The following is a 23427-nucleotide window of genomic DNA, read 5'->3' as shown; positions in this document are numbered from 1 at the left end:
AATTATTTTGCTTCTCTATACTGCACATTGATGTCCATCTTGCCTTTCCATTTAGGAATTTTCATGCCCAATTCCCAATGTATAGCGTTGATAACCAGCCTTTGAAAAGACTCAATTTTAAAATCGTCGGGATGGCCTAATGTCGTCATGAACATCTTTGCACCAAATGAATTGGTCCCGGTCCAGGCAACCGGATTTTCAATTGCTTCTTTATCCGGGTCAACAGATTTGCCCATTAAAAGCAATGTTGAACCTTTGGTAGGATAATCAGGAAGGACCCTGTACAACCATGATCTTGCATGAAATGGTGTTGTAACACCTGTCAAAATCGGATTCTTGGCCTGATCCGGAATGGTTGTTACATCCGTGCTGCTATTATGGCCATAATGGGTATGCTTGGCAGCGCCGCCCCAGCCCGGAGGCGAATTCAGCGCAAACTCCCCGAATGCATTCCACTTCTCATTTTCATTTCCTTTTGGATAATTAAATGCATGGGTGGTTGTCCGGAAGCCCATTAATGGCTTTTTTGATTTGAGATAGGCATCAATGTGCGCCAGTTGTTCTTTGGGAAGCTGCCGCCAGCGAAGATAAAAAACGGCAAGATCGGCATCCTTCAACGCTTCCAGGCCTGGAATGTCATTCTCACTGTTGGGCCCGGGATAAGCTTTGAGGACAATGGCCTTCATACCGTAGTTCTTTTCAAGTTCGGCGGCAATGATCGGCAGTGTTTCTTCGCCGCTGTACTCATGGTCGCCTGTCACAAACACGACAACCGGCTTTTTATTTTTAGTAGTGGATTGGGCAAATGTTGTGTTAATGTGCAGCAAAACGCCAAACAACAAAGCGCAGAGAACGAAGCAACGCTTACGTACATTCATGGTAAAGAGTTTTAGGATCAAAGTGGGACTGTCAGGATATAACGTAAAATACGGAAGAAACTACTGTCTTTCTAATGAAGACTGTTTCATCCAATTTTTCCCTTACTTTTTCATACAACTTTAAAAAAAGCTGAATCCCAGTGAAACAGAGAACCTGGAAAGGTCCACGCTGTCGTCTTTTGACAAATGAAGTGTCTCTGTATTAATGTCCGTCTTGCGCTGCAGACGGAACACTGCGCCCATCATGGCAGAACCGGTGAGGTTGAGCACAAATTTCCGGCTGAAACGATGCTCCGCCCCTACACTCACGCCCCAGCCCATTGTTTTGCCATTGAATGTAAATGCATTGTCTCCAACCTGGGTATGGTTGCGATATGGCTGGTAACCAAGTAATAATGAGGTTAAGATGACATTTTTGGGGTTTTTCATGATCGCCTTATGAATGACTTCACCGCCCAGAAACTGGATTGCAACATCTTCTGTCATGACATTGCCTTGGCTGGCTTTGCTTTGGTAACGGTCGTATTTAACACCAAAACCTACTTTTTTCCACGGAAAGTAGGCCACTTCGCCGCCGTAGGAAATACCGGATTTGAAATCTTTCACGTAACGCTTCCGGTCGTTGTCGAAAATGGGCCGGGATCGGAAAACGCGTTGTCCATAACCGCCATTGACACCAAACTTCCATTTGCTGTCCGCTGTCTCTACCTCATTTTTCACCGTTTCCTGCGCACGGAGAGGCATACAGGGTAGGCAAATGAGCAGCAGCAAAATGATTGTTATGTTCTTCATTACGTGAGTAGACCTGAAACACAGTTCCCAAAACTACTGATTTAGCAGGAAACTCGGGAGGTTGGGATTCTGATATTTGTCAAATGGCGGGTTTTATGCCGTTTGCTTTTAATTTATCCACAATAAAATCGCCAATTGCTTTGCCCTGGCTCTGGCCGTTTTCAATCGCATCGCGGAAATGTATGCCGCCGTACAACCTGGAAATGGCCGCTTCCTCAGCAGCTTGCCTGAATGATCTGAAATCACGTGTGGGGAGGTCAAAAATTACTTCGGTATCGTCCCGGAAAGAAAAATTATCACCCAAAAGATAGGTTAATGTTTCCGCTACGGCTGTGGAAATTACGCTGTGGCCGCTTGTGTATTCGGGAAAAGGCGGCGTTTGCAGCAGCGGTTGCCACTTCTGGTCGATGTAGCGGGTGATCACGGTTTCGGGGCGGACGCGGCTGCTCCGGTATTTTTCGTCCCAGCAGCTGATGAAAGAATCCAGCAGCGTCGCCGCCGTCAATGCATGCACCATAATGCCTTTATCCAGATCCAGACCTGCTTTTGTAGTGGCAATGCTCGTAATATTCATCCAGTGGCCGCCCGGGCTTATTTTTTTAAAACCAATGGACATGTGACCTGAGGTGTTGATCGCGAACGGGTTACAATCCCAATAGGAAGCAATGAAACGCTCTTTTTCGGTCATGTTACGACCTACGTCATACACTTCTTTCGAAAGACGGTAAAATTCACTGGTGCTATCCTTACTGAACGCAACCGGCGGCTTTGGCAAAAACTGATTGCACGAGTCGATCATCATCGTGCGGATGGTTTTCCAGTGCGGCTCGATGCCTTCCATATATCCCGGGGGCGTCGGATACCAGTATGCCTCGCCTTTTTTCGGACGGTAACGCAGCCTGGTGCTTAATTTCAAATAACCATCTGTGTTGGCGTAGGCAACGGTTTGTTTGGCTACTTCCTGGGCAACGGCAATTGCCTGATCAATGGTTTTTTGAGCATGTCCCTGCCGGAGCAACCCTATAATGAGCTTTTTCTGGTCCTCTTCCAGCATATAACCCGATGGAAGAATAAGCCTGCCTGTTTCGAGAATGCAGTAAAGCGCGGCGATCTGGTAATTATAGCCGGGTTCGGCCGTAATGCTCGCGGGTTTAATGCCAGGGATGAATTTGGTGGGCGGCACGATCTGCTTGTTGTGCTGCGCTACAATGTCATAAGCGCCCATGAGGCAATAGGTGTAAAAACGGCTCGCCGCAGGCGGGTTAACCACATCATGGATCATCACCATTGTGACCGAAAAAACGGCAGGCTGCAAATGTGTCCGCAGTTCAGCTTTTGTCTTTTGTGCCACTGCGGCCTGGCTCACCAGTAATGCCAATATGAAAAATACCCGGATCACTTTGTTCTTTTGTAAAATTGTAATGACTCATTAAATGCACCTACAACCAGACAAGGCGCTTTATTAATGTCAATTTGAATGCAGGATTTCACATCGCCCGTCACCGATAAACCCGAAAGCGGCTGTGGAATGTAAGCGAAACCACCTTTGCCGTCCCCTGCCAGCAGACAGCCGTAATTTGCATCCATACTACCGATTTTTAGCCGGTTATCGGTCTTGTTCCCCATTAAAAGCAGGTCTGTCTTCCCATCCTGGTTATAATCACCGGATGCGATCATGGTTACGGGTGCAAACTGCGCCTGGACGGGCAAAGGTTGTTTTTCAAATGTTCCGTTCTTATTCAAAAAGCACACAGAACGCATTTCCGTTGCTTCCAGCCTGGTTGCATTGCTAAGTTCCTCATTCGAAAATACATTGGTGATGGAAGCATTTGCATAATCTTTATAGTAAGGAAATTTCTTACGCATGGGATAAATCTGATCATTCAGTTCATCGCGGCTTACGAAGGGATAGGATTTACCCTGAACATAAAAACTGAAAAAGGGATCAATGGAGCCGTTTTTGTCAAAATCTGCGTAATAAAGTTCTGCCGGTTCCTTTTCGGATGCTTTGATCTGCGTGTTAAGGCCCATATTGCCAGCCACAATGTCCAGCTTACCATCCTGATCGAGATCGCCGATGAAAAGCGATGACCAGAACCCGGATTCCTCCCGTTTGAAGAACTTTAATGTATTGTCTGTGAAATCATTATTACTGAAAGAAAAGACTTTTATCGGCATCATTTCTCCGCAAATAATGAGCTCAACATTTCCGTCCGCGTCCAGATCTGCCCATTGCGCGTCGGTAACCATGCCTATTTTGAAAAACGGCGAATCTTTGACTTTGTAATTGCCCTTTCCGTCATTGATCAGCAAGTAGGAAACCGGCGTTTCGGGATAGCGGCCCGGAATGATGCGGCCCCCGACGAAAAGGTCCTGATCGCCATCTTTATCAAAATCAAATGCGCGAACGCAGGATTTACTGCTGGATTTGAGGTTGGGCAGTGATAAAACCGACAGGTTGAGCTTGCCTTTCCCGTCGTTGAGATACATTTCATCCTGTAAGGAAATCGTGTTCGGCTCAAACATGGAATAGCCGCCTTTGGCCACATACAGATCATCAAAACCATCGCCGTTCGCATCAAAGAAGATGGCGGAAGTAGCTGCGGAAATATTCTCGTCGCCAACGGCAAAATCAGGCATTTCGCTGAATGTTCCGTCTTTTTGCTGCAACCAGATTTTCGCCTGCTTATTCTGATCGCCACTTACAAAAATATCTTCCAAACCATCCTTATTCACATCCCCCTTCGCGACAATCGGGCCCGTTTGGGAATACATGGACAACATTAATGGCTGACGCTTGAAATCATTTTCGTTAAAACCTTCGTGCTGATATGCGATGCTGCTGTTTTGTTTTTGGAAAACAGGCGCATTGGTTTTAGCCGCTAATGGCTTTGCATTGGCGTTGCCCGCCTTCTCGATAACCAGTAATTGGTTCGTTTTTACGTTTTGTAATAACTCAACAGCTCCGCCAGGCCAGATCACTTTCACGGAATCAATGGTGGTTGTTTCTCCTAATCCAAAATGCAGCCGGGTGGGTGTGCACGACAGATAACCCCGGTTGGGATTTACTTCCTGATATTGCTGTGTGCCTTTTGTGTAAATGTAAACTTTTGCTCCTATCGCATTTTTGTTGGCAGCATTGTCTGTGAGCTTAACTTGAAACCAGGCGTTGCCGGCTTGCTCCTGCTGCATATTCTGGTATACAAATGCCGGATCATTAATGTTGTTCACAACCAGGTCCAGGTCGCCATCATTGTCCAGATCCGCATAAACCGCACCGCTGGAAACCGCAGGCTGCGCAAGTCCCCATGACTCCTGCATTTTACTGAATGTTAGATCCTTATTATTCTTAAAAATATAGTTGGCCAGCTTGGTCGAAGGCATCGCCCGGATCAGGTCCATCAGCAAGAAAGGCTCCTTGTCTACGGCCCTTCTGACCTTGTAATCACCCCAGTATTTGAGAAAATCTTTATTGGTATAATCCCTTAAATAGCCATTGGAAACGAAAAGATCCTTGTAACCGTCATTGTCAAAATCCGCCAGCAGCGGGCTCCAGCTCCAGTCCGTATTGGAAACGCCGGAGAACTGGGCTATCTCGCTGAATGTGCCGTCGCCATTGTTGAGCTGCAACATGTTTCGCATATACTGCTTGTGCAGCTTCTGGTTCATCATAAGCTCAAAAGCTTCGTAATTTTCCTGTAACTGCAATAATTTCTGACGCTGATTGTCTTCCGGAAGCATATCCAGCGACATCACGTCAGGCAAGCCGTCATTGTTGAAATCAGCAATGTCAACCCCCATCGAGAACTGAGCTAAATGCCTGAAATACTGCTGGGTAACATCCGAGAATGTTCCGTCCTGATTGTTGATATATAAATAATCCGACTCGTTGTAATCGTTGGTGACGTAAATATCCTGCCAGCCGTCCTGGTTCACGTCTGCAATGGCCATACCCAGTCCGAATGTGAGCGGATACTGATGAATGCCAGCTTTTTGCGTAACTTCTTTGAATTGATTTTTCTGATTTTCAAATAACTTATTCCCTGCGAGCATGTCCGTTTCCTGCTTGGCCTTCGCAAGCTCCATATTGTCGATTTTCTTGACGCTATGGTTCAAGAGCATCATATCCAGGTCACCGTCGTTGTCGTAGTCAAAAAATGCTGCTTGTGTGCTGTAACTGATATTATCCAGGCCATATTGAGCGGCCTGTTCGAGGAATTTAAGATTTCCCTGATTGATGAAGAGCTGATTTTTTCGTTTTTCATCGGCCACTTTCCCTGAGTAGCAAATGTAAATGTCCAGCAGGCCGTCGCCGTTCACATCGGCCATGGTAACGCCCGTTTTCCAGCCATCTTTACGGCCTTCCAAACCTTTTCCTGCTGCATTGGTAATGTCTTTGAATTTTAAAGCCTGCCCTTTCGTCGCGCCCAGATTGAGGTAAAGCTTGTTCGGCCCCATGTTTGAGGTAAAGAAAAGGTCTTCGAAACCATCGTTGTTAATGTCGCCGACTGCCACCCCGCTGCCGTTGTAAAAATATTCGTACGACATCACATTCTGGCCTTCATCCTCGGTAATGGTGTTGATGCAGTTGATGCCGGTTTGTTTGGCAGGAAGCAACTGGAACAAAGGCTGCTGCGCTCTGACCGCAGCAAAATGAAGAGTCAGAAACAATGCAAAAATCAGGTAACGATGGAGCCTTTTTGTATGCATTAATCTATTGTGACTGTTTGAAAGAGGAAGCTATGTCGTAAAATAAAAAACTTCAACGAAAGGTTGAAGTTAAAACTTAGTGCAATCAATTTTTTGAAAGCGGTAAGAAAATTTACATTTCTTACCGCTTTAATTTTATTTATTACTTATCCCACCAGATGCGTGAAACCCAGTTGTCTCCACTGGAAAGTCTGCCTACTGCTTCGCTATAATTAGCTCCGTTCTGAGCAGCCTCCGTAGTTGGGTAAGGCTGTCTTCTTGGAATTGCTCCTCCTGAGAAGTTACCTACATAATTTACAGGTTTCAATTCAGGGAAACCGGAACGCTTCCAGTTGTTCCATGATTCTGTAAAGTTGAACAAAATACCGGTTGTAGCCCATATCTGCTCATTGATCTGCTTCAAAGCATTAGCAGGCACAAGCGGGTGAGCCGTTGCGTAAGCATCAGCTACCGCAGCCGTGATCACAGCACCTTCGCCATATTTGCCAAGCGACTGGATACCGGCAGATACGCCATTTTTATAATGCGCTGCTGCCGTTCCGCCCACTGCATAACCTCTTGTTACAGCCTCTGCCAGCAACAATTCTGTTTCAGCATAAGTAAGCACGAAAAGCGGTGCACTTCTGGTCCGATAAATGGAAGTAGGACGGGAATAACGGCCGATTGGCGTTACGTTTGCGCCCGCTCCGGTGCCGCCAGGATAACCTGCGCTTTTAGAGATATCGGTTGCGCCGCCATTCAGGTCATAACCATTTGGAAGGCCCAACTGAACTTCGGGAGCGCTGCTGCCAGAGGAAGTCAGTGCCTGATTAGCCGTCAACCCAGCCGCAGGAACTTCTGCAATCCTGCCTAAACGCGGATCATTTGTGGCTTTCAGATAATCAATCATTGTCTTGCTCCATCTTACCTGATAAATGTCAGCTGGTGTAGACAATGCTGCTCCGTTACCATTGTTATAGCCATTGGCTTCGTCCATAATGATATAGGCATCATCCGCAACGCTTGCGAACGTGCCACCGGCGGCTGCTTTCTCTGCATAAGTCTTCGCTGTTGCCGGATCTGCCTTTGTCAAACGCATCGCCAGTTTCAACATGAGCGAGTAACCATACTTTTTCCATTTAACAATGCTTCCTTCATAACCCTCGAAAGAATCGTTGGTTGGAATAGCTGCATCTGCATTCAAAGCACCCAAAGCTGTCTCCAATCTGGTCAGCAATGATTTGTAAACCGCTTCCTGCGTGTCATATGCTGGCAATGTAATGCCGGTTTTTGCTTGCAAAGCCTCCGTGTAAGGCACATCTCCGTAAGTGTCGGAGATTGTTGCAATGCTCTGCACCTGCATAATGATCGCAATGTTCATCAAGTTCACGAGGGCAGGCTTGTCTTTCGAAAGCTGCTCCATTTCATAGGCAAGGCTGGCTGCACGGAAACCCGTGTTCCATGTGCTTGACAGGTAGGAGTTGGTGTTGCTCGAAATCCCGTATTTGTCGCCGTTGGAATAATAGTTGGCTGCACCGGAAGTTGTTGACGCAAGAACCTGCACCCACATGCTCTGGAACAGGATCCCGCCATTATAACCTGCCGTGGCATTCACATAATTATACTGAACTGATGGCAGCAGCAGGTTGGCATCAAAGGATTCGCCGGTTGCTTTTGTCGGGTCGGTGTTCAGCTCGTCAAAGCTATCTGTACAGGACAAAGGAAGCAGCCCTGCCAGAATGATCATACTTATAATACTCTTTTTCATGTCGATTTTCATTTAAACTTGAAGTTTACGTTCACACCATAATTGCGCGTTGCAGGTAAACTGGTTCCTTCAATACCCGCGTATCTCAGGTTAGCACCGAAAGTAGCTTCCGGATCGATGTTTTTGGTTTCTCTTGAGAAATACAGCAAATTCCGACCAACCAGGGAAATGTTCACGGCACGGATCAATGGCCATTTTTCTACCATTTTCGCAGGCAGGTTGTAACCTAATGTAAGCTGGCGAAGTTTGATAAAGTCACCATCTACAACGCTTATTCCCGTCACATTGTTTGCAAGGGCTGTGTAATAAGCTTTTGCAGTGGCAGTAACCGTGTTAGGTGCACCTGTTTCCGTAACGCCTGTTGTCACACCGCCTTCGCGGCCTACCAGTGTCGCTTTGTTCAAACCGTTTCTGTAAGTGTAGTTTTCTGTTGCAGAAAGGATTTTGTTGCCATAGTTGTAATCAACCAAAACACCAAAATTGAAGTCGCCCAACCGGATGTCGTTGTTAAGTCCGCCATACAATGTTGGCAACACCGATCCGAAGCTCGTCAACTTGTCATCGCGAACAGGCAAACCCGAAGCATCTACAATGATCTGGCCATTTGCGTGATACTTGTAATCATATGCACGGATCTGCGGACCAGCCTCTCCTACTACGAACGCCGTTACTGCATTACCCAATGTTGCACGGTTGGAACCCAGGTTAATATCCAGGTTGTCCTGGTCTGTGCTCAGGATTTTGTTTTTAACTGATGTCAGGTTGAAAGATACATTCCATTCGAATTTCGAAGTTCTTACAGGCGAGCCTGTCAACATTACTTCCAGACCTCTGTTTTGAACTGAACCTGTTCCTACCACACCTCTTACGTAACCTGTTGCGCTGCTGTATGTTGCAGGCATGATTTCGTTTTTCGTTTTCTGATCGTAGTAAGAAACATCCAATCCAAGACGGCTTCCGAAGAATTTCATTTCAAGCCCTACTTCAACTTCGCTTTTGGTAAATGGTTTCAGGAATAAGTTTGGAAGCTCATCGCTGAAATTACCTGTAGGAACGCCATTGAAGGAGTTTCCTACACCATAGTAAATAGCTGTTCCATAAGGCGTTGCAGGCTCTCCGCTCGTACGGGCGTAAGAAGCGCGAACCTTACCGAAGCTAAGTGCAGATGAGTTCAGAAGATCCGTAAAAATGAATGAACCAGTTACAGAAGGTGTGAAAATGCTTCTTGCGCTGTTTGGCAGCGTTGAGTAAGAGTCATACCGGCCGGTTGTGCTCAAATTCAGGATGCCTTTGTATCCAAGATCAACACTGTAATAAGCCGACTGAACTTCGCTGTTCTGAACTTCATAGTTCCTGTTGAAATTCACCACGTTGTTCCAGCTGTACAAATAAGGAAGAACAAACGGGCCACCGCCGATCTGCACTTTCTCGTACTGATTTTTACGAAGGTTAGCACCCAGGATCGCGTCTACGGTGAAATCTTCGCCGAAGCTTTTGGTAACGCCCAACAATCCATCTACGTTGATTTCTGTACGCTGTGCATTGGAAAGCTCATCCAGTGCACCTTTACCATTCTGAGAAAAACCTGTTCCCCAAGGAGTTACTTTGAAAATACGGTCATTCGCATTGTCATAACCAACTCTTCCCTGTGCATAGATCCAGTCAGCGAACTGATATTTCACTGCAACAGCAGAGATCAAACGTTTCCGTTTTACGTCATTAACAAACTGGTTAACAACAAAATATGGGTTTGTAACATATTCGTCATCACTGAAAACGATCTCTTTTCCAGTTTCAGGATTGAAGCCCGGCGCAAGAATACGCTGATCAATGTTTGGTGCCAGGAAAATACCGTTGTTGGCATTCATCGGACCGTCGCTCAAAACAGGCTTGCCTTTGATTTTTTCGTCAATGTAATTGGCCATTACATTAATGCTCAGCCTCTTGGTAATGTTCTGATCAGCTGTAAGGTTGATCGTTTTTCTGCCCAATCCGCTGTTTTCAATGATTGATTTCGTATCAAGATTTGCAAGTGATAAACGGAATGATCCGTTATCGCCGCCTTTGGTTACTGCAACACTGTTTGTGAAGTTGGAACCCATGCGATAGAAATTCTTGATATTGTCTTTCTGAGCAGAGTAAGCATAGTTTTTACCATCAAACTGGATCGCTTGTGAGCCATCCAGTCTTGCACCCCATGCCTGGCGTGCAGTTTGCTGCGCTGCCACAGCAGTAGTTGGTTTCATACCGGCATCTCCCTGACCGAATTCATATTGAAAATCAGTCATGTTGCGGGGCTCATCCATGGAATAGTTCAAATTATAATCCACGGAGAAATCACCTTTTTTCCCTGCTTTTGTTTTAACCAAAATAACGCCGTTGGACGCGCGAGCACCAAACAAAGCCGATGCAGCCTGACCTTTCAGAACGGTCATTGACTCGATATCGTCCGGGTTAAGGTTACCAATTCCGTCTCCGCCGTCAGCACCACCCCATTCTCCTGCACTTCCACGCTGCGTGTTATCCATCGGAACGCCGTTGATGACGATCAATGGTGAACCACCCGAGTTCATACTTGGCATACCGCGCATCAGGATTTTAGCTGTTCCACCGGGGCCGCCGCTTGTTCCTTTTACGTTCAAACCGGCCACACGTCCTGCCAGTGAGTTGGCTACGTTGGTTTCACGAGCCCTCGTCATCACTTCGCCACCGATCGTTGTTACTGAATAACCTAGTTTTCTGGCTTCTTTGGAAATACCCAAAGCCGTCACAACCACTTCTTCCAGGTTCGCCACGTCAGGTGTCATTTTCACATCCACTACGGATTTGTTACCGATGCTGATCTCTTGCTTCAAAAAACCAATGGAGCTAAAAACCAACACGTCCGTATCCTGCACGCCCGAAATCGAGAAGTTTCCTTCTGCATCCGAATTCGTTCCCCTCGTGGAACCCTTTACCGTCACAGATGCTCCGGGAAGCCCCCCATCTTTCTCGTCAGTCACCTTGCCCGTTACCGTTCTTCCTTGTGCGAAGACAGATAATGAAGCAAAAAGTAAAAAAACGACAAGTGGAATAAATCCCCCTGAACAACTTTTTAATAGCTTTTCTTTCATAGTTAGGATAAATTAATAGACTAAAATTAGGTTAAAACATGTATCGGCCGAAGATTAAACGCTCGGTCTCATCATTCGGCAAATATCCTAAGTTCTAAGCTAATTAAATAATTTTAAGAAAGCATTAATAGATTTTTATTTTTTTAATGTTAAGTTAATGTTGAAATGATACATTTTAATAACTCTTTTGTCATAAGTGCAGGTGCCCGTAAGTATTCTGGGTTGGGAAGCAAAACCGATTATTTTTTTGAGGCTGGCTTGCGGAGTTGATAAGTAACCAGCTTCGCATTATTCAAAGCTGCCAGTAGCCGGGTTTCCTGCCCGGACGAGACAAGCGCCAGGTCACGGACTTCGCCGGTTGTGAAAAATCCGCTCTGGGATTGGGGAAGATATTGAAAAGAAAGATTGCCTTTGTTAAGAAAAACCTGAATGTAACTGGCGTCGCTTTTCCCGATCCGGACACGCGTTTGTTTGAGGTTACCACCCAGGATAATGTCCGACTTGCCATCCGCATTCATATCAAAAAGTGAAATGGCATAAACAGGAGAAAACTGTGCTTCAATGGGCAGGGGATGGAAAACCAGCTTTCCGTTTTTGTTTTCGAGAATGCCGCTCTTATAGATCTTAGCCGTCAGCTTTTGTGCATTTTTCAATTTTTCTGCTGGCAGCATGTCCGAGAGGCTGGCTTTGGAGTAGGAAACATAGTCGGTGTATTTCTTTTTCAGCGACGGGATCTGATCCAATAATTCATCCCGGCTCGCATAAGGCGCTTCCCTCCCGTCCTGCGTGACGGTGATGACCGGCACAATCCGTTGCAAATTATCGTAATCAGCCGCATATAAAGACAGGCTGTCCGGGGAAGTAAGGTTCCATTGCCAGTTTGTCCCCATATTGCCAACCACAAAATCCATGTCGCCGTCATTATCGAGGTCCGCTGGCTTGATGACATTCCAGCAACCGTTTGTACCAGCGGTTCCGTACATTGTGCTGGCGTCAGTTAACCGGCCGGCTTTGTTGCTGAAAACCTGGATCGGTTTCCAGTCGGCGGTGAGGATCAGCTCGGGATAGCCATCTTTGTTCAGATCTTCAAAAACAGCATCGGTTACCATACCCGCTCTCGCAAGCTGAGGCGCCAGAAGCTCTGTTTGATCTGTGAAATAGCCTTTTCCATTGTTCGTATACAGGAAACCACCTGCACTTTCAGGAAACCTTCCGGGCGTAACGCGGACGCCCACGAAAACATCCAGATCGCCATCAAGATCGATATCCGAAACGGCTATCGTCCCGGCATTGCCTGCCAGGTTTGGGAAGTAAGTCCTTACAAATGTGCCGTTTACATTGGTATACAATCGTGGCATAGCCATTCTGTCTTCCCGATTAAGTTCAAACCCTGCACTCACAACCAACAAATCCTGGTCTCCATCCCGGTCGGCGTCCAAAAATACCGCTTCGGCATCCTCATATCCTTCCCTGCCTGCAAATTCAGGCTGTGGCGACTGGACGAATTTTCCATTTTTACTGATGAACAAAGTTCCGCCCTGCCCTCTTGCGCCGCCAATGTACAAATCGTCTGTTCCGTCGCCGTTAATATCCTTTTGAGCGATTTTCGGGCCCTGGTAACTGAGCATATTCGGCAGCAAAGTCTGTATCCGGAAATCATTTCTTGCATCCTCCATGTGTGTGAAGTCAACTCCGTCAACTGGCTCCCAGTAAGTGAATGGTCTGACAACTGGCGCCTCGGGAAGCTTTTTAGCATCGCTATACTTCACAATTAAGGACTTGTTCGCTGCCGGATTTTTCAATGTCTGCCTACTGCCGTCTGCCCAGGCTATAACCAGCGAATCGACCCTGCTTTCATTTCCTAAACCAAAATGTACCTGATCCCATTGCGCAGACTGGAATCCGCGGACGGGCATGAAATGTTGTGTTTGTGTGAGTGAATCGGAATAGAGCGTCAGTTTTGTCCCGGCCAGGAATGCGTACCTGGGCGATTCCAGTTTTACTTTGAGATAGTTGGCTTTGAGCTTGGTTTCTGCATTGTTTTTATAAACAAATGCCGGTTGGTTCACATTATTTGTGACAATGTCCAGGTCACCGTCATTATCCAGGTCCGCGTAGATTGCGCCGTTGGATTGATTTGCCTTTTCAAAACCCCATTCCTTGATTTTTTTGGTGAATGTCAATCCTTTCTGGTTCTGGAAAATATAGTCTGGTTCGTCAATAGGAGGCATTTCAGCAATAATTTCCATTTGTGTGGGCGTCTTTCCGCCTTGCACTGCCTTCACCTGCACATCTGTTGAGTATTTCAGAAACTCCATATTGGTATAATCGCGGGCATAGCCATTGGACACGAAAATGTCCTTCCAGCCATCATTATCAAAATCGCCCATAAGCGCCGCCCAGCTCCAATCGGTGTTCGAAACGCCTGCTAACTGGCCTATTTCGCTGAAAACGGGCACGCCGTTCGTGTTCACGCCGTTGTTGATTTGGAGCATGTTACGCATGGTCTGGTCATGGAAGCCAGCATTGAGCAGCTGCTGATATTTATCGTAATTGTCATCGCCTGACGTCAGCTTAATGCGTTCGTTGGATGCAGGCAGCATGTCGAGTGTGAGCAGGTCAGTAAGGCCGTCGTTGTTCAGATCGGCCGCATCGGTCCCCATCGAATAAAGTGAAACATGACCCGTTGCCTCCCTGATCACCTCCTTGAATGTTCCGTTTTTTTGATTGAGATACAAATAGTCGTTCTCATTGTAATCATTGGAAATGTATATATCCTGCCAGCCGTCATTGTCAAAATCAGACACATTCACCCCCAATCCAAAGCTCAGAACATTTGAAATAATGCCGGACGAATCCGTTACATTGCTAAACCTGCCACCGTCGTTGCGGAGCAGTTTATTGCCATATGCATCGTTGCGCTGCGCACGGTAACTGGCAAGAAGATTACTAAAACCTGCGTATTTCTGAACAGAGTGATTTAACAAAAAACAATCTGTGTCGCCATCGCGGTCGTAGTCAAAAAATACTGTTTGGGTTGTGTAAGATTTGTCGTCCAGCCCATACTCAGCTGCCTTTTCGGTAAATGTTGGAATGCCGTCGGCAGTTTTACCATTATTAATGTAAAGCAACTTGCTCCTTAGCCGCGGATCCTGCGCGCCGGCGCGTGATACAAAGATGTCGATCCATCCGTCGTCGTTAATGTCCACAACCGAAACTCCCGTTTTCCAGCCCTCGTTCAGGGCTGTTCCTGACTTTTCGGAAATATCGTCAAACTCAAAATCTCCCTTATTAAGATATAATTTATTGGCTACCATGTTTCCGGTAAAGTACAGATCAACGAGGCCATCGTTATTGAAATCCGCCGCTGCAACGCCGCCGCCATTGTAGAAATAACCATATTCGAGCACATTATTGGTAGAGTCCTCGTCAATAAAATTATTAAAGTCGATCCCCGTTTCACCTGATTTAAGTAAAGTGAATAGCGTGTCTCTTGATTGGCATGAGGCCATCAGCAATATCAGAAAGAGGAAGGCGCAGCTATTTTTCATTAATAATTCATACTGATTGGATTACAAAAGAAAGGATTACTTTTCTATAACAAAGAGGCAGGCATATCGCCCGCCTCTTTGCTTCATATTAACACATTTGTCGGATTAGTTTTTATCCCACCATAATGGCGTTGCAGCGTTGTCAGGTCCGCCCAATAATTTGACAGCTTCGTCAACGGCTGCTCCGTTTGTTTCTTTTTCTGAAAGAATGAATGGGATCCGCCTTAAAACTTTTCCTGCAGGCACAGCTGCATTATCAGAGTTTACTACCGGATAAAGCTTAGGAAGACGTGTTCTTCTGTATTCCGCCCAGGCTTCCATACCGTCAGGATATAATGCAAGCCATTTCTGCGTACCAATCTTTTCGCGTTTCTGCGCGTCTGTCGCGCCTTCCTCCCATTTGATGGATACGTCAGACAATGCAGGTGAGTTCTGCTGATCGCCGGGAGCAACAGGTTTTGCTGAACTGTTAATGTATGTAGTCACCGCCGCCCCTGTCAGACCCCATTGGGCCATCGATGCTGTGATCCCTTTTTCATACAAATCCTTTGCAGTACCACCCATGTTCCAACCGTTCAAGGCACCTTCTGCACGCAGGAAATATGCTTCGGCTGTATGCATGATATCCTGTGGTGTTTCAAAGTTGGTATTCCACGCAGCTCCCGATCCGGTTACCCAGCGCGTTCCAACATTTGAGTTGTCATCACTTGAATTCTTAGGCAGACCCAATTGTGTAGGAGTAAGTCCGTTACGCAAACCATCGTACGTTTTGGTATTTGTTGCCGGCTGATAGTAAATCCCGATCCGCGGATCCGAATAACCCTTTAATACAGACTCCATAGAAGCACTCATGCGGAACTCATTCCATACCGCGATACGCGCTAATCCATTTCCATCATCACCGACAAGTTTTTTAACCATGTAGGCATCGTCAGCAACTTCTGTCATCACACCAGCTGCAACAGCAGCCTCAGCCTGTTTTTTAGCTTCGGCAGGATCCACTTTTGAAATACGCAATGCCAGACGCAGACGTAATGTGTTGGTAAACTTGATCCATTTGTTAACATCACCTGCATAGATCAAATCAAAAGTACCATAAGGCTTTGCAGCTGCATTAGCCTTCAAAACGGTGTTAGCTGCATCCAGACGAACAAAAAAGTCGCGATAGATGGATTCCTGAGAATCATATTTTACGCTGATGGCCGGAATACCTGCATCAGAATACGGAACAGGACCATAGTAATCCGTTAACCTGTGAAATGCATAAACCCACATTACATTGGCCAGCGCGTTTTCGGCGGTGTTCGCTTCAGTTTGTTCTAAAATTGTTTTTAACTGAGGCACAACCTGCGTGTAAATCGGGTTCCAGTGATTGACCAACCAGTCGTCACGCATAAAAAAGCGGTCCGTGGGAAAGTATGCAACCGAAGTCGCAAAATACTGAGCGAAAAGGTCAGCGAAAAGATTTTGCGCAACCTGGTAAGTTCCGCTCTGGTACGATGCCTGCTGCTGAGCGCGGGAAAAGAGGAACGGCAACTCGGCAGCTGTAAGCGTGGTGAGCTTGGTCTTGCTCGTGTTCATCTCCTCGAAATCACCGGTACAAGCCTGCATAAGACCCGCTGAGCCGAGTACCATACCCGCTAAGGCAAATTTTCTATATTTATTTAAAATGCTCATTTTTTTATCGAAAGAAGTGGTTTTTACTAAAATCCTAGTTTAAGATTCAATCCAACTGTCCTTGTAGAAGGAAGGTTTCCATACTCAATACCCTGAAAGTTACCTGCACCCAAATTCACATCCGGGTCAAATGGCAGCTTGCGTTTTTTCTCGCCAGGAATGTCAAGCGTTGACGAACCTCTGTAAATAAAGAACAGGTTACGTGCGATGAAAGACAATCTTGCTGACTTAATGAAGAAACCTTGTCCCGTGGGAATGTCGTAACCGACGCTCAGCTCTCTTAAACGAACATTAGTCGCTGAGTAAGTAAAGAACTCACCCCATGAATAACGTCCGCCTGATACTGTTGTCCAGAACGTTTCCGCATTGATCGGTGTCGTGTTAGCCTCTCCGGTTGAAGTTACACCCGGTAGCACCCAGCCACCTTCGCGGTGATCCGTAGTGAAGTCGCCTGTTCCGTCAAATGCAAGGTTGGCAGCTGTTCCGGAAGTCATCACGCCACCAAAACGGCCGTCGATCAGGAAGCTCGCTGTGAAGCGTTTGTACGAGAACGAGTTGTTCAAACCTGCAGTGAACTTAGGGTTGAAATTTCCGATGTGCTCAAATTCCTTGCTTACCACAGGCTTTCCACCATTGTTGCCCGCCGAATCCGGTGTCGTTACTACAAATCTTCCCTGATCATCTCTCATCCAGCGCTGCGCGATCATATCACCGTAAGAACCGCCTTCCTCTACGATCGGCGTTGCTGTCCGGCCAAATCCGCCGCCCAGGAATGCACGTTTTACATTAGGATCAAGTCTTACAATTGTGTTTTTGTTTCTGGCCAGATTCAACGTTACGTCCCAGCTGAAATTGTCAGTTTTCGCAGCCTTAGCGGTAACAGAAAGCTCAAATCCTTTATTATTGATCTTTCCTGCATTAATAAACTGCTGAGAGAACCCGGAAGCGGGTGCCAGTGAAAGTGAAAGTAATTGGTTTACGGTATTTGAGTTGTAGTAAGTAAGGTCAAGCCCAAGCTTACCGCCGAACATACGAAGGTCAAGTCCGAATTCCGTGGAAGACGAAATCTCCGGTTTCAGGTTAGTAGCAGGCTGAGTTGGGTCACGATAAACATAACCTCCTGTGCCGCCCTGGGTGAATGTATACGTTTGCGACAACAGATAAGGATCAGTATCATTACCCACCTGCGCCCACGACCCGCGGATTTTAGCAAAACTGATGAAATTCGGCAATTGGAATGCCTCGGTAAGGATCAGGTTAGCACCGAATGACGGATAGAAGAAGGAGTAGGGCTTTGGCAATGTAGACGACCAGTCATTTCTTGCAGCTGCATCCACTGTGAAGAAATCCTTGTATGAGAATGAAGCAGTTCCGAACACGTAATGCAGCTCTTTCTCGTTAAAGTTGGCAATCTGCGACAAGCTTGCTGCAAAAGAAAGGTCAAACTTGTTAGGAACCAGCAAACCATTTGCATTGGCACCTACTTGTGAATAACGCTTGTAGGTTTGTCCCGCTCCGAAGTTGTAGGTCAAGGCAAAGTTCTCGCCGATTTTGTTATTACCTGAAACGATTACGTCAAGGTTTTTTTCAAGAATCGCAACGGAGAAATCCTGGTATGATCCACCGGGGCCGGCGAAAAGCAATGTACGGTTAGCCCAGCTTCTGTTTACACGGTCATCGTAACGGTCGTAGCTGATGCGGCCTTGAACATTAAGCCAGTCTGTCAGATTGTATTTTGCAGAACCAAGCGCAGTGATCCGGTTACGTTTTTCGTCGTCCGAAGTTTTGTTCATGGTCCAGTAAGGATTCATGTAGATGGAAGAGGAAGTCCAGTAAACAGGCTCTCCTGCTTCATTCTCATAGGTCTTGTAAGTGTCCAGATCAACACTTCTCGGAACCTTATATACGTTCATCACAAGACCACTTTCCTCACCCGATTTAGGCTTGTTTTTAATATCCTGATTTACATAAGTGATTTTAGCATCTGTTGAAAAACGTTTCGTCAGCTGAGTACCGATGCGCACATTGAATGTGTGGCGCTGCAAGCTGTTATTTGGAATAATACCCTGTACAGCATTGTAAGCATAAGAGGTATAAGTCTGAACTTTGTCAGTTCCGGCAGATATACCGAAAGAGTTATTGGTGGACACACCTGTACGGAAGAAATTCTTCACATTATCAGGAAAAGTGGTTGTAGCAGGGCCCCAGCTACCATAAGCGGTAGAAGTAGCGCCACCAGCGCCTTGTCCATAGGTATTTTGGAACTCCGGTAGAAGAAAAGGATTTTCAACCACAACGCCTGAATTGATGTTCGCAGTCACAGCACCCGCTTTACCTTTTTTAGTAGTGATCATTACCACACCATTGGCAGCACGGCTACCGTAAAGTGCCGATGCAGCTGCGCCTTTCAATACGTTCATCGATTCGATATCGTCCGGGTTAATGTTGGACGCACCGTCACTGCCGTTTGTTCCGCCAAAGTCATTGCCAACCTGGCCCTGTACCGTGTTATCAATAGGCACACCGTCTACCACAAACAATGCATTGTTATTCCCACTGATAGAACGGTTACCGCGAAGCACTACACGAGTTGCAGAACCCGGGCCGCTTGAACCCTGTGTGACTACAATACCAGCCACTTTACCTGATAGTGTATTAACAAAGTTGGCATCACGGACGTCTGTGAGCTGCTTCCCGCTGATTTGCTGCGTTGCATAGGTAAGTGACTTGGCGCTTCTTTCGATACCAAGGGCAGTTACCACCACTTCACCCAGATTTTTCACGTCCGGTTCCAGACTAATCTGCAATGTTGTCATTGTAGGCGTAATGCTTACTTCTTTTAGCATGTAGCCAACGGAAGATATGATCAGGGTGGATTCTCCGGCGGAAACTCCGATAGAAAAACCACCGTCGGCATCGGAAGTGGTCCCGCGCGTAGTCCCTTTTATCAGCACATTGGCGCCGGGCAACCCCGCGCCGTTCTCATCACTCACCTTACCGGTTATTTGCCGGTTCTGGGCATAGGATGGTGAAACAAAGAATGCCGCCACGAGCAATGTGAGCAGCAGGTATTGTAGACCTCTTTTCATAGGTTGAGCTTTGGGTTTATTGATTTTTTATGAAATGTATAATTAATAAAGAACACAAACAATTTATTTGGCAAAATTTAATTGCACTAAACTAATATTCGGCCATTTTCCATATCCTAAGTGATAAAAGTGACTATATCAGCCTAATAAGAAATATTATTTGTCGGATTAACATTTATTAATATTGCTGCGTTTTTTTTGCGTGCTCGAAACACAACGCAGCAGAGGCGGTTTTTGGAAATTTGTCAAATCCCGAATTTATGGATCAGATGGACGGGAAGGAAAGCAGCGTTTGCAATGATCGTATAGCATTGCCCGCTCCGATGGTGTACATCGGAACTAGTATTATTGCAAGAAGGATTAGGCTGTTGACAGGAAGAATTAATCGTACTTCCGCCAGGCACCGAGAATGGAACCCGTAATTGCGTACACGAGCACACGCACGCCGCCATCGATCAGCGACAGCGCAAGCGGCCGCATGGAGAACATATCTTTAACAATGATTTCAAAAAGCACAAAAACCACGCCGAAAAGCAAGCCGGTAAACAAACCTGAGGGCAAGGATTTAACAGGAATCTTGGTGAAAACCCATGCCATCGTATAAGCCACAAAAGAAGATGAAACGATGCTAACGAGATAAGGAATGGGACTCGTATTCCCTTTGATCTGCTCCGCGGTAAAGCCGTTCAAAGCCATCCACCGGTCCGAAAAAGCGGCATACCACAAAGCCGGTATAATTTGACCTAACACCACACATACAAGCACGGCCCAAAGATTGACAGATTGTTTTCTCATTTGTTTGAGTCTTTTATTCAGTCATGGGGTCACCCCCCGGGCAGGAACTCCGGGCAGCTCCCCCGATTTCAAATATAGGGTGTTTCGGAATTAGTTGTGCTTTTTATTTAGATGATATGACAAATTCTATATTACGCTTCAAACCATCGAATTTTGTGCGTTTGATGGGTGAACGGCGGAAGAGTTCGCGAAAAACCTCTTCTGTAATTTCCTGCCAATCGTTGTTTGTGAAACCTGCCAGACTTTCAGGCAAAGTGAATTCTTTGGTAGTGTGCGGCTTAGAAAAACGGTTCCATGGGCACACATCCTGGCAGATGTCGCAGCCGAACATCCAGTTATCAAACTTACCCTGCGCTTCCTGCGGAATGGCCTCTTTTAATTCAATCGTATAATAACTGATGCATTTGCTGCCGTCAACAACAAATGGCTCGGTGATTGCATCCGTCGGACAAGCATCGAGGCATCTTGTACACGTTCCGCAATAATCCTGAACGGCGCCGTCATACGCCAGGTCAAGGTCACAGATAATTTCCCCGATAAAGAAAAAACTGCCCATATCCCGGTTCAGCAGGTTAGAATGCTTCCCTACCCAGCCTAATCCGCTTTTTGCAGCCCACACTTTATCCATTACCGGAGCGGAATCCACAAATATCCTCCCGCTCACCTCCCCGATCTCTTCCTGGATGGATTGCAAAAGTGCGCCCAGTTTTTCTTTTAATACAAAATGATAATCTGTCCCGTAAGCATATTTGGAGATTTTGAGATCTTCCGGACCTTCCGGCAGCTTGTTTTCGGGATAGTAATTGAGGAGAACGGAGATGACACTTTTGGCGCCGTCGACGAGTTTGCGGGGATCGAGGCGCTTATCGAAATGATTGGCCATATAGCCCATTGCGCCATGATGGTTCTTATTTAACCAGTTTTCCAGGCGCGGCGCTTCTTTTTCCAGAAAATCTGCTTTAGAAATGCCGCAGAAATCAAAGCCATTTTCCAATGCTTTGGCTTTGATAAACTGACTCCTCTGCTGCCTTACAAGATCTTCTGCCGTCATGCTGCAAAGTTACGAATTGATTGTAAAATGCCATCTTGTCAGTAATTTAGCCCTGGCAAAATAATTTAGGTCAATAAAGGTTGATTAAAACGTCACAATATCATTAAGAATTATGCCTGAAAATACCGAATTCAATATAGATCAAGACAAAAATTACGAAATGAACGAGGAACAAGCGCCACTAGGAGCTGACAAGTTAGACAACGACGAGACGAGTGGAACAAATTCAGTGCCGTTGGACAATGCCGGTAAGGAAATTTTGAATGATATGCCTGCTGGTGAGGCGTCCTTGAATGAATCGTCGGTTGAAAAAGATCCAATGGAAGAAGCGAGGATCGAGCTTGCGGAGATGAAAGACAAATATATCCGCCTGTATGCTGATTTTGAAAACTTCCGCAGACGCACGGCAAAAGAGAAACTGGAAATGATCTCTGGCGCCAGCTCGGACATGGTGAAGGCAATCCTGCCTATCGTGGACGACTTCGAGCGCGCAAAAGTATCATTTGAATCCTCTACTGAAATCGACGCATTGAAAGAGGGCGTTGATTTGATATACACAAAACTTTTCAAAACACTGGAAGCCAAAGGATTAAAACCAATGGATTCCAAGGGTGCAACATTTGATGCAGAGCTTCACGAATCAATTGCGCAGTTCCCTGCTCCCTCTGAAGATCTTAAAGGTAAAGTGATCGATGAGATCGAAAAGGGGTATTTTCTTAACGACAAAGTGATACGTTACGCGAAAGTGATCGTAGGAGCTTAATTTCAGCAACATAAAATGGCAAAGAAAAGAGATTACTACGAAGTCCTTGGCGTAGACCGCGGTGCTGCCGCAGATGAGATTAAAAAGGCTTACCGTAAGCTGGCAATCAAGTTTCACCCGGACAAAAACCCGGACGATCCTACTGCGGAAGACAAATTCAAGGAAGCGGCCGAAGCGTATAGCATTCTCAGCGATGAGAACAAGCGCGCGCGTTATGATCAATATGGTCATGCGGGTGTAGGCGGCGCAGGTGCCGGTGCGGGCGGTTTCAGCGGCGGAGGATTTTCGATGGACGATATTTTCTCTCAATTCGGCGATATTTTCGGCGACAGCAGTCCGTTTGGTGACATTTTTGGCCGCGGTGGCGGTGGAGGCGGCCGTCGGGTGCGTAAAGGCTCGGATCTCAGGATTAAGCTGAAACTCAACCTGGAAGAAGTCGCTAATGGTGTTGAGAAAAAAATAAAGGTAAAACGACATGTAACCTGCAACACTTGCGGTGGCAATGGCGCGAAAAACGGAACGTCGCTGACCAACTGTAATTCGTGTAACGGAACAGGTCAGGTACGGAAAGTGGTAAGCACAATGTTGGGCCAGATGGTTTCAACAAGCACTTGCCCGACTTGTAACGGTGACGGAAAGATCATCAGCGAGCGCTGCGATTCTTGTGCGGGAGAAGGAAGATTGCTGCAGGACGACCTAATCACCCTGAACATTCCGGGCGGTGTTGCCGAAGGAATGCAGCTTTCAATGTCCGGCAAAGGCAATGTGCCTACAAGAGGCGGCGTAGCGGGTGACTTGCTGATTGTGATTGAGGAAGAAGAAGATGCAAATTTGAAAAGAGATGGTAACAACATTGTTTTCGACATGCACCTGAGCTTTATCGATGCTACATTAGGAACATCCGTTGAAATCCCGACCATTGACGGCAAAGCCAGGATCAACATTGAATCAGGCACGCAGGCTGGTAAAATTCTTCGTTTGAAAGGTAAAGGGATCAAAGATTTGAATGGTTACGGCAAAGGTGATCAGTTGGTTCATATTAATGTGTGGACGCCACAGCAACTTTCATCTGACGAGCGTGAAACATTGGAATCACTTCGTCATTCGCCTAACTTCCAGCCTAAGCCAGGAAAGAATGAGAAAGGCTTCTTTGACAAAATGAAGGATTTCTTTCACTGAGAAGGTTTATCAAATCGTTAAATATATAACAAGCCGTTTCAGCAATGAGGCGGCTTGTTTACTTTGAACCGGAATGTGGTTA

Annotated in this window: 13 protein-coding genes; 2 read left to right on the top strand and 11 right to left on the bottom strand. The window is 46.3% G+C overall.

What is annotated here, in order from left to right; genetic code table 11:
• Positions 1–2 precede the first annotated feature (2 nt).
• The 11 genes from L0660_RS04105 to queG all read right to left on the bottom strand — a co-directional run bounded on the left by L0660_RS04105 (position 3) and on the right by queG (position 21403).
• Positions 3–878, bottom strand: coding sequence for a ThuA domain-containing protein (locus tag L0660_RS04105; RefSeq protein WP_235158286.1), 876 nt, complete (start codon positions 876–878; stop codon positions 3–5).
• 120 nt (positions 879–998) lie between these two features.
• Positions 999–1670, bottom strand: a complete 672-nt coding sequence (locus L0660_RS04100) for an outer membrane beta-barrel protein (RefSeq protein ID WP_235158285.1) — start codon at positions 1668–1670, stop codon at positions 999–1001.
• A 79-nt stretch (positions 1671–1749) separates the two neighbouring features.
• Positions 1750–3069 carry a vanadium-dependent haloperoxidase gene (locus L0660_RS04095; protein ID WP_310589622.1) on the bottom strand — a complete coding sequence of 440 codons (1320 nt, stop codon included), beginning with the start codon at positions 3067–3069 and terminating at the stop codon, positions 1750–1752.
• Positions 3066–6380 (bottom strand): VCBS repeat-containing protein, encoded by a 3315-nt coding sequence (locus L0660_RS04090; protein ID WP_235158284.1) that lies wholly within the window; start codon positions 6378–6380, stop codon positions 3066–3068. Before L0660_RS04090 ends, L0660_RS04095 begins: the two co-directional genes overlap by 4 nt.
• Positions 6381–6522: 142 nt before the next feature.
• On the bottom strand, positions 6523–8127 hold the full coding sequence (locus tag L0660_RS04085) for a SusD/RagB family nutrient-binding outer membrane lipoprotein (RefSeq protein WP_235158283.1): 1605 nt from the start codon (positions 8125–8127) through the stop codon (positions 6523–6525).
• Positions 8128–8135: 8 nt separating this feature from the next.
• A complete protein-coding gene (locus tag L0660_RS04080; protein WP_235158282.1) occupies positions 8136–11240 on the bottom strand; it encodes a SusC/RagA family TonB-linked outer membrane protein in 3105 nt (1034 codons plus the stop codon).
• A gap of 239 nt (positions 11241–11479) precedes the next feature.
• Positions 11480–14791, bottom strand: a complete 3312-nt coding sequence (locus L0660_RS04075; protein WP_235158281.1) for a VCBS repeat-containing protein — start codon at positions 14789–14791, stop codon at positions 11480–11482.
• Positions 14792–14896: 105 nt separating this feature from the next.
• Positions 14897–16468, bottom strand: coding sequence for a SusD/RagB family nutrient-binding outer membrane lipoprotein (locus L0660_RS04070; RefSeq protein ID WP_235158280.1), 1572 nt, complete (start codon positions 16466–16468; stop codon positions 14897–14899).
• Between the two features lie 26 nt (positions 16469–16494).
• Positions 16495–19557, bottom strand: a complete 3063-nt coding sequence (locus tag L0660_RS04065) for a SusC/RagA family TonB-linked outer membrane protein (RefSeq protein WP_235158279.1) — start codon at positions 19555–19557, stop codon at positions 16495–16497.
• A 381-nt stretch (positions 19558–19938) separates the two neighbouring features.
• Positions 19939–20352 (bottom strand): DUF1761 domain-containing protein, encoded by a 414-nt coding sequence (locus L0660_RS04060; RefSeq protein WP_233795680.1) that lies wholly within the window; start codon positions 20350–20352, stop codon positions 19939–19941.
• Positions 20353–20455: 103 nt separating this feature from the next.
• The gene (queG, locus tag L0660_RS04055; protein ID WP_233795679.1) at positions 20456–21403 is read right to left on the bottom strand and encodes a tRNA epoxyqueuosine(34) reductase QueG; all 948 of its coding nucleotides are present in this window, start codon (positions 21401–21403) and stop codon (positions 20456–20458) included.
• 160 nt (positions 21404–21563) lie between these two features.
• Between queG and L0660_RS04050 the strand changes: the two genes are divergently transcribed.
• Together L0660_RS04050 and dnaJ are read left to right on the top strand one after the other, a co-directional pair.
• Positions 21564–22166: a nucleotide exchange factor GrpE gene (locus L0660_RS04050; RefSeq protein ID WP_374759194.1), complete on the top strand. Its 603-nt coding sequence runs from the start codon at positions 21564–21566 to the stop codon at positions 22164–22166.
• Between the two features lie 15 nt (positions 22167–22181).
• Entirely contained in the window at positions 22182–23345 is a 1164-nt protein-coding gene (gene dnaJ, locus L0660_RS04045; RefSeq protein ID WP_233795677.1) for a molecular chaperone DnaJ, read from the top strand.
• Positions 23346–23427 lie beyond the last annotated feature (82 nt).

This window comes from Dyadobacter sp. CY351 (assembly GCF_021502625.1).
In the GTDB taxonomy this organism is placed as follows: Bacteria; Bacteroidota; Bacteroidia; order Cytophagales; family Spirosomataceae; genus Dyadobacter; species Dyadobacter chenhuakuii.
The sequence above is the reverse complement of the archived record's forward strand: the minus strand, read 5'-3'. Positions and strand labels throughout refer to the sequence as shown.